This is a genomic window from Staphylococcus agnetis, assembly GCF_002901865.1.
Classification (GTDB): domain Bacteria; phylum Bacillota; class Bacilli; order Staphylococcales; family Staphylococcaceae; genus Staphylococcus; species Staphylococcus agnetis.
Genome location: NZ_PPQF01000014.1, coordinates 24716 through 33184 on the forward strand (window position 1 = coordinate 24716; position 8469 = coordinate 33184).

The 8469-nt window shown below is 33.8% G+C and carries 9 protein-coding genes; 7 read left to right on the top strand and 2 right to left on the bottom strand.

The genetic code is table 11. The features are described from left to right. Positions 1–26 precede the first annotated feature (26 nt). Positions 27–500, bottom strand: coding sequence for a glutathione peroxidase (locus tag CD172_RS02535; RefSeq protein ID WP_060550949.1), 474 nt, complete (start codon positions 498–500; stop codon positions 27–29). Between the two features lie 135 nt (positions 501–635). Between CD172_RS02535 and hflX the strand changes: the two genes are divergently transcribed. The 5 genes from hflX to CD172_RS02565 all read left to right on the top strand — a co-directional run bounded on the left by hflX (position 636) and on the right by CD172_RS02565 (position 5742). Next, on the top strand, positions 636–1865 hold the full coding sequence (gene hflX, locus CD172_RS02540; protein WP_103345387.1) for a GTPase HflX: 1230 nt from the start codon (positions 636–638) through the stop codon (positions 1863–1865). Between the two features lie 17 nt (positions 1866–1882). Next, the gene (locus CD172_RS02545; RefSeq protein ID WP_103345388.1) at positions 1883–3121 is read left to right on the top strand and encodes a methionine gamma-lyase family protein; all 1239 of its coding nucleotides are present in this window, start codon (positions 1883–1885) and stop codon (positions 3119–3121) included. Positions 3122–3235: 114 nt separating this feature from the next. Beyond that, entirely contained in the window at positions 3236–3601 is a 366-nt protein-coding gene (locus CD172_RS02550; RefSeq protein WP_037564558.1) for a MerR family transcriptional regulator, read from the top strand. Positions 3602–3622: 21 nt separating this feature from the next. Continuing rightward, on the top strand, positions 3623–4963 hold the full coding sequence (gene glnA, locus CD172_RS02555) for a type I glutamate--ammonia ligase (protein ID WP_037564556.1): 1341 nt from the start codon (positions 3623–3625) through the stop codon (positions 4961–4963). A gap of 503 nt (positions 4964–5466) precedes the next feature. Continuing rightward, positions 5467–5742 (top strand): hypothetical protein, encoded by a 276-nt coding sequence (locus CD172_RS02565; protein WP_133173692.1) that lies wholly within the window; start codon positions 5467–5469, stop codon positions 5740–5742. A gap of 194 nt (positions 5743–5936) precedes the next feature. Here CD172_RS02565 and CD172_RS02570 read toward each other — a convergent pair whose 3' ends face one another. Next, positions 5937–6392, bottom strand: coding sequence for a hypothetical protein (locus CD172_RS02570; RefSeq protein WP_103345391.1), 456 nt, complete (start codon positions 6390–6392; stop codon positions 5937–5939). Positions 6393–6662: 270 nt separating this feature from the next. Between CD172_RS02570 and CD172_RS02575 the strand changes: the two genes are divergently transcribed. Both CD172_RS02575 and CD172_RS02580 read left to right on the top strand, forming a co-directional pair. Next, complete coding sequence (locus CD172_RS02575; RefSeq protein ID WP_103345392.1) at positions 6663–7280, top strand: ATP-binding cassette domain-containing protein; 618 nt, start codon at positions 6663–6665, stop codon at positions 7278–7280. A gap of 31 nt (positions 7281–7311) precedes the next feature. Then, complete coding sequence (locus CD172_RS02580; RefSeq protein WP_157950606.1) at positions 7312–8046, top strand: ABC transporter permease; 735 nt, start codon at positions 7312–7314, stop codon at positions 8044–8046. Positions 8047–8469: the final 423 nt, after the last annotated feature.

Genomic DNA, 8469 nt, shown 5'->3' on the forward strand with positions numbered 1-8469 from the left:
GAACACGATGGGGGATCATTTATGATTTACAATAAATTTTCTATGGCATTAGATAATTGCAGCGGTTGTTTTTGAGGTGAAAACCGCTTGATAACTTGACCCTCACGATTAATTAAAAATTTTGTGAAATTCCATTTGATTTTTTCGTTCAATATCCCTGATTGCTGTGACTTTAAATATTGGAATAGTGGGTGAGCATTAGCGCCATTTACCTCGATTTTTTGATGCATTGGAAATGTAACGCCATAATTTAATTGACAGTTTTGCATGGCTTCAGCACCTGAACCAGGTTCTTGGTGACCAAATTGATTACACGGAAATCCAAGTACGATAAACCCCTGATCTTTATATTTGTCGTAAAGCGCTTGCAAGTCTTTAAATTGAGGGGTGAAGCCACATTCACTTGCGGTATTTACGATTAACATCACATCTCCTTTATATTGAGATAACTTATAAGTATCTCCATTAGAGCGTTCAACTTCAATGTCATAAATATTCATTTATAATCACCTCTTATTTTTTAAACTTTAAGTTTGTATTTGAATTAAATATATCATATTGGAAGCGCATAGTCTTAAGCGGGTGTTTGTGATAAAATACACGATGGTACGTTGTATAGAAACGAGGTGACTGAAGTGACTTATAAACAGAGTTATTCAACAGAAGAAATTAAAGAAAAAGCACTTTTAATAGGTGTACATACCCAAGTATCAGAATATGACTTTGAGAGCACAATGTCTGAATTAGAGGCACTTTCTGAAACGTGTGGCTTAGAAGTCAAAGCGACGCTAACGCAAAATTTAAATGACATACACCCTAGACATTATATGGGGAAAGGTAAAATACAAGAGGTTCAAGACGCCGTTCAATTTCACGATATAGATGTGATTGTGACCAATGATGAACTGACTACCGCACAATCTAAACATTTAAATGAAGTTTTAGGAATTAAAATTATAGACAGAACACAACTCATTTTAGACATTTTTGCATTGCGCGCCAAAAGTAAAGAAGGTAAGTTACAAGTCGAATATGCCCAATTGGATTATTTATTACCGCGGTTAATGGGGCATGGTAAAAGTTTATCGCGTTTAGGTGGCGGCATAGGCACGAGAGGACCAGGTGAAACTAAACTTGAAACGGACCGTCGTCATATTCGTACGAGAATGAATGAGATCAAGCGAAAGTTAAAAGAGGTTGAAATACATCGGGAACGTTATCGTCATCAAAGAATACAAAATGACATTTTTCAAATTGCATTAGTGGGATATACCAATGCTGGGAAATCGACTTGGTTCAATGTATTAACTGAAGATGGAACATATGAAAAAGATCAATTATTTGCGACGCTCGACCCCAAAACGCGCCAAATTACCCTCAATGATGGCTTTCAATTGGTTATTTCTGACACGGTTGGATTTATACAAAAACTTCCGACGACATTAATTGAAGCCTTCAAGTCAACACTAGAGGAAGCGAAGCAAGCTGATTTATTAATACATGTGGTCGATTCAAGTCATCCTGAAGCAAAAGTTCAGTACGACACGGTTGAACAATTAATTAAAGAATTAAATATGGAACAAATTCCACAAGTAGTCTTATTTAACAAAAGAGATTTAACTGAAAACGTGCCACCAATTAGTTCATTTCCTTCGAAAAGCGTTTCTGCTAGGGATGAACGTGATAAAACGGAAGTACGACAATTATTAATGGCGCAGTTAAAAAAACAACTCACATATTATGAAAAAACAATTAAAGTATCTGAAGGAGATACACTTTATGCATTGAAGCGTCAAACTTTAATCACATCTTTGGATTTTAATGAACAAGATGAGACGTATCATATACAAGGGTATCGAAAATAATAGAAAGAAGCGTAATCATGATAAATATATCTAAATTAATTGATGAGGTTGAAACAGATCTCGCACCATACTTTAAAGCTATTGAGCAACGTGCTTTTGAAAATCAAGCACGCGTGCTTGATGCATTTCACCATGTCAAAATCACTGAAACAGATTTACAAGGATCGACAGGTTATGGTTATGATGATTTTGGGCGTGACCATTTAGAAGCGGTTTATGCACACGTGTTTAAAGCTGAGGACGCACTTGTACGCCCACAAATCATTTCAGGAACACATGCGATAACGATTGCCTTACAAAGCTTACTGAAACATGGAGATGAATTGCTATATATTACGGGGCGACCTTATGACACGTTGTTAGAAGTCATTGGTATAAATGGAAATGGTATTGAAAGTTTAATCGAACGCGGCGTGACTTATCAAGATGTGCCTCTTAAAGAAGGACGCATTGATATTGAAAGGGTACTTCAAACGATTCACGACCGCACAAAGGTGATTGCCATTCAACGTTCTAAAGGCTATGATCAAAGGCCATCTATTCACATTGATGAAATAGCATATGTGATTCAAAAAATAAAAGCACAATTTCCTCACATCACAGTTTTTGTAGATAATTGTTATGGTGAATTTGTGGAAACACGAGAACCAATTGAAGTGGGGGCGGACCTTATTGCTGGATCGCTGATTAAAAATCCAGGCGGAGGATTAGCGAAAATAGGGGGCTATATAGTTGGTAGAAAAGATTTGGTTGAACGATGTGGTTATCGTTTAACCGCCCCTGGCATTGGCAAAGAGGCTGGTGCCTCTCTCGGGTCATTGCATGAAATGTATCAAGGATTTTTCTTGAGTCCACACGTCGTGAGTCAAAGTTTGAAAGGCGCACTTTTTACAAGCTTGTTATTAGAGAAATTAAATATGAAGACAACGCCACAATATCATGAGCCACGAACTGATTTAATTCAAACCGTCTCCTTTGAGACAAAAGAACAAATGATCCAGTTTTGTCAAAGTATTCAACATAATTCACCTATAAATGCGCATTTTAGTCCTGAGCCTAGCTATATGCCAGGATATGAAGATGATGTGATTATGGCGGCTGGGACGTTTGTTCAGGGTTCATCAATCGAATTATCTGCAGATGGCCCGATACGTCCGCCATACGAAGCGTATGTTCAAGGTGGATTAACTTATGAACATGTGAAGCTTGCAGTATCTCGTGCCGTTTCACAATTAATGGAGAAAAACCTTATTTAAACGCTATAAACCTGACATCAGATTTCATGTCAGGTTTTCTTACATATTTTTGTATTGTCAGAATATATATGCTATTGTAACGATAAGTTCAAAATATTCAAGGAGATGTGGGAGATGGATAACGATAAAATTCGACGTAACATGCCTGTATTTCCGATGAGTGTTGTCAGTAAGTTAACGGATTTAACTGCACGTCAAATTCGTTATTATGAAACACATGAACTCATATTTCCATCTAGAACAGAGGGGAATAAACGATTGTTCTCATTAAACGATTTAGAAACGCTGCTCACAATAAAGCACTTACTTGAAAAAGGCTTTAATATGAAAGGCATTAAACAAATCATGCTTGAAGAACATAACGACTTGAATAATGAAGAAGCGCTATTAAGAAAACAAATGCTCGTGGATACGACGCAGAAACCACAAAGAGAATCTATACCACTAAATCGTGGAGATTTATCACGCTTTTTCAAATAATTTAATGGAGGCTATGATCCAATGCCAAAACAAAATTTTACAAAAGATGACATCCGACGCTTTGCAGAAGAAGAAAATGTACGTTACATTCGCTTACAATTTTCTGATATTTTAGGAACAATCAAAAATGTAGAAGTACCAGTAAGCCAATTAGAAAAAGTTCTCGATAACGAAATGATGTTCGATGGTTCTTCTATCGAAGGATTTGTGCGTATCGAAGAATCAGACATGTACTTACAACCTGATTTAAATACATGGGTGATCTTCCCGTGGACTGCAGGACAAGGTAAAGTAGCGCGTTTAATTTGTGATGTATACACAACTGAAGGTGAGCCATTTGCTGGGGATCCTCGTAGTAACTTGAAACGTGTACTTAAAGACATGGAAGAACTTGGCTTCACTGATTTTAACCTTGGACCAGAACCTGAATTTTTCTTATTTAAGTTAGATGAAAAAGGCGAACCAACAATGGAATTAAACGATCATGGTGGGTATTTTGATTTAGCACCTACTGATTTAGGTGAAAACTGTCGTCGTGATATCGTATTAGAATTAGAAGACATGGGCTTTGATATTGAAGCAAGTCACCATGAAGTGGCACCAGGTCAGCACGAAATTGATTTTAAATATGCAGACGCTGTTACAGCTTGTGATAATATTCAAACATTTAAATTAGTTGTTAAAACAATTGCGCGTCAACACAATTTACATGCGACATTTATGCCAAAACCATTATTTGGTGTAAACGGAAGTGGTATGCACTTTAACGTGTCGTTATTCAAAGGAAAAGAAAATGCTTTCTTTGATGAAAATGGCAAAATGGAATTATCTCAAGATGCCTACCATTTCATTGCAGGGATTATGAAAAACGCACGTGGTTTTACAGCAGTTTGTAACCCACTCGTAAACTCTTACAAGCGTCTTGTACCAGGCTATGAGGCACCAAGTTATATTGCTTGGAGTGGTAAAAACCGTTCACCATTAGTACGAGTTCCATCTTCACGTGGTTTATCAACACGTGTTGAAATTCGCTCTGTAGACCCGGCTGCGAACCCATACATGGCTTTAGCAACGATTTTACAAGCTGGTTTAGACGGAATTAAAAATAAATTAGAAGTACAAGAACCTGTGAATCAAAATATCTATGAGATGAATCGTGAAGAGCGTGAAGCGGTAGGTATTCAAGATTTACCATCAACGCTTTATACAGCGCTTAAAGCAATGCGAGAAAATGAAACGGTTAAAAATGCTTTAGGTGATCATATTTATCATCAATTCATTAATTCAAAATCTATCGAATGGGATTACTACCGTACGCAAGTCAGCGAATGGGAAGTAGACCAATATATGAAACAATATTAATGTATAGAACCCTTGAAGTCTAAGTACTTCAAGGGTTTTTAAAGTTGATGATGGTAGCATGGTTCTATATCGTAATAAGGTGGAATAAGGAGAAATGGCACCATAATAAAGTGTCAATCATTATCCTTTTGATTTACCCATGAAAACGCAATGCTATAAATCACTCTGAAAGTGAAATAAAAGATTATAAATTTAGTGATCAAAACAATAAATGCAATGCCGAACGCACCTAGCGACTGAGCCTGTGTAAAAGTAGACATGGGTGTCATGAAAGATAAAATTATGATAGCACTAAAGTAACTTAGCCAAAATTTATTTTTTAAAATATGTGACCTCATAATAACACCTCTTTTTATTAATCATTTGATATATCAATTTTAGACGTAAAAATTCATGCTAAAGCATGGTTGGCATTTGTTTAAAATTAATATAACATATTTTAAAAATAGAAAGTGGTGAGTATCATCAAAATTAAATTTTTGTTTATAGGCTTGTTAATTATTGTGGGTATCTTTTTATGTTTTAATACGGACCCTTTTTCTTATTTTAGTGAGGAAGAAACGTATTATGGTAATATGGATGAACATCAATCAAAAATGAAGGTATATGCCGAAAATGATGTTTATGAAATTGACAAAAACTTAATAGCGGATGATGTAGTACAAGGAGATTTATTTGAAATTACATTTACAGATGCCAAAGGTGTTGTTTTAGATGTAAAAAAAGTGCAACAATCAGATATCCCTAAAGACATTCAAAAGAAGATGAATCTAAAATAATATGTTCAGAATCATGTTTGTAAATGCTATAATCAATGATGCTTTCAAGGTTCATAGTGTTATTCATTACATAACAAAATAAAAAAATTGAAGTATAAGGTAAAACCCTCAAAATTCTTAAGCAATTGTTGAGGGTCTTATTATGTTAAACTGACATATTCACACCGTTGATGGTCAATAAAATGACTACTTTACTATTTGTAACTTGAGATGAGGATTTCAGTTACATTGCCATTGGTATCAAGCTGATAAGTGACGAAATACTCTCGGTTTATTTTTTTAGAATAATAAACTTTTTGAGTTTCGCTTCTCACTTTTTTGAGTTTTGCATCATCTTCCATGTATGCTTTTGCATAACCTTCTAATTTCTTTTCTTCTTGTTGTTTATTGATCGGCATATCAGATAAATCTTTTTTGACTTGTAATATTCTGTCATGATTGCCTAGAACAAAAGTGACATCTTTTGTTTTAGTAGTAGCAGTTGATCCTTTTTTAGTAATGTCTTTATCCGATAATTTGTCGTACACCTTGTTAGTTTGATGTGATTTTTGAACCTCATGCGCATTTTCTTTTGCAGTTTCGTCATTCGAACATGCAGATAGTAGTAAAGATGATGAAAGGAAAATAGCAGTCACATATTTAAGTTTCATTTAGATGATCTCCCTCTATGTATTTTTAGAATATCTCATTTTGAAAAGAAAAAATTTTCAGATTTATAATGGTATTTCAATAAAACATAATTTTTAAGCTAAATAAGTTGATTCAATTTAATCATAACAGATTATTTAACTTATGGATGAATTATTAAGGTAAGAGTTAAAATGAGTTAAAAATGACATTTGTCATATCCTAATCGTGACAAAAATGACAGGATTTCACGATAACTTTCCTTTATTATGGATACAAAAGGGGGAAGATGAATGCTAACAGTGAGACATTTAACATATGAACTGGACAATCGTGTCATCTTAAAAAATGTGAACATTTCAATGAACACTGGTGAAATTGTCGGAGTGACAGGAAGCAATGGTACGGGTAAAACAACATTACTCAACCTTCTGATGGGTGTCATTAAAAGTCAAAAAGGAGACATATATTGGGAGAAACAAGTTAAAAAGGCAATCCTCTATCAAGAAAGTACTTTTCCTGAATGGGTAACCGTAAAAGATGCTATTGACTTATTTTTAGGCCTTCAGCGACATCATGAGGATACAAAAGAAATAATTAATCTCATCGATTCTATTAATTTAAATAAAGAAATCAGTCAATTATCTGGAGGTGAAAAACGGTTTTTAGATTTTGTACTGACACTTTCAGGAAATCCTAATTTTTTAATATTAGATGAACCTACAACAGCGATGGACATCTCAACTGAAGCACAATTTTGGGGGATTATCGATAACTTGATTCAATTAGGGACCACAATGATTATAGTCATGCATGATATCAATATGTTACGAAAACGATGTCATACGATTTATGAATTAAACAATGGCGACTTAGATAAGGTTTATATTAATGATGTTACATCATCATGATATAAATTGATAAACTTAGGGGATGATGACAATGATGATGACTTTAATACAATTCGAATTGAAACAATGTGCGAAACAAAAGCGGAATATAATCATTTTTATCATAATACCAATTTGTTTTTATATCATCGCAATGATACAAGCGACTGCGTTACCGTTAAAAGATTTTGAGCAATTTAGACGCAATTATTTAATTCATATGGCGATATTAAGTGCCATTAGTTATGTACTCATTACCTTACCTCAAGAACTTGCTTTAGAGAGAAAAATGGGATGGCTAAAACGATTGGTTAACACAGAGGTCACTTACCTGCATTATTTTATAAGTAAAATATGCAAAACATTAATGTTATCAGCATTTGCAATTCTGTGCTTATGTATTACAGGCGTTATATTTAGAATTCATATGACTATGTTTCAGTGGGGAATGGCGTTTGTAATGATATTAATAGGTACACTAGTGATATATCCTTTTGCATACGGCTTAGCCTCAATTCAAAAATTATCACGTGTCACAGCGTATAGTAATTTAATCTATGTGTTATTAATTTTACTAGGAGGTCTATGGATACCACTCGATCAACTTCCTAAAATTTTTCAAATTATGGCACAATGGTTGCCAATAATGCATATTCAAAATGTTGTCATTTTTTATTTAAATACTGGTGAAATTTTATGGTTATCGGTTGTTAAAATTATAATTTATTGTATAATATTGTTAATCATTATTCGTTTATTCATACGTAAAGTGGGTGATTTCAGTTGACCTTTAAAGAGAGAGTGTCAAAATTTCCAACGATCCATCTTACGTATTGTATGATTCCTCTTGTCTCAATTTTTATTGAGCAATCACCGTTGCCAATGTTTGTATCAATCTCGATATGGATATTATTTATGCTAACGACTGCTTTGCTTACAATGTTAAAAGATGATGAAATAAAAAAATACTTGCATATCATCTTAATTTTACATTGTTTATGTATAATTCTTTTAGCTTGTTATGTAAATCCTTCAATAGTCATTTTATTTGTTTTTTTAACGTTTTATTTACCAAATTATGTTTTTAATTCACCAAAATTAGTTTTGGTTAGCTATTATTTTTTTAGTTTACTCATTGTATTATTGTACACATATCTCACTGAAAATACATTGTTGATTTATATTGTTTTCTTAGAGATTATTTTAACAA

What these genes read in the sequence shown, in the direction of transcription:
- CD172_RS02535 (WP_060550949.1), bottom strand. Translation starts at nt 500, where the DNA reads ATGAATATTTATGACATTGAAGTTGAACGCTCTAATGGAGATACTTAT.
- CD172_RS02545 (WP_103345388.1), top strand. Translation starts at nt 1,883, where the DNA reads ATGATAAATATATCTAAATTAATTGATGAGGTTGAAACAGATCTCGCA.
- CD172_RS02550 (WP_037564558.1), top strand. Translation starts at nt 3,236, where the DNA reads ATGGATAACGATAAAATTCGACGTAACATGCCTGTATTTCCGATGAGT.
- glnA (WP_037564556.1), top strand. Translation starts at nt 3,623, where the DNA reads ATGCCAAAACAAAATTTTACAAAAGATGACATCCGACGCTTTGCAGAA.
- CD172_RS02570 (WP_103345391.1), bottom strand. Translation starts at nt 6,392, where the DNA reads ATGAAACTTAAATATGTGACTGCTATTTTCCTTTCATCATCTTTACTA.
- CD172_RS02575 (WP_103345392.1), top strand. Translation starts at nt 6,663, where the DNA reads ATGCTAACAGTGAGACATTTAACATATGAACTGGACAATCGTGTCATC.
- CD172_RS02580 (WP_157950606.1), top strand. Translation starts at nt 7,312, where the DNA reads ATGATGATGACTTTAATACAATTCGAATTGAAACAATGTGCGAAACAA.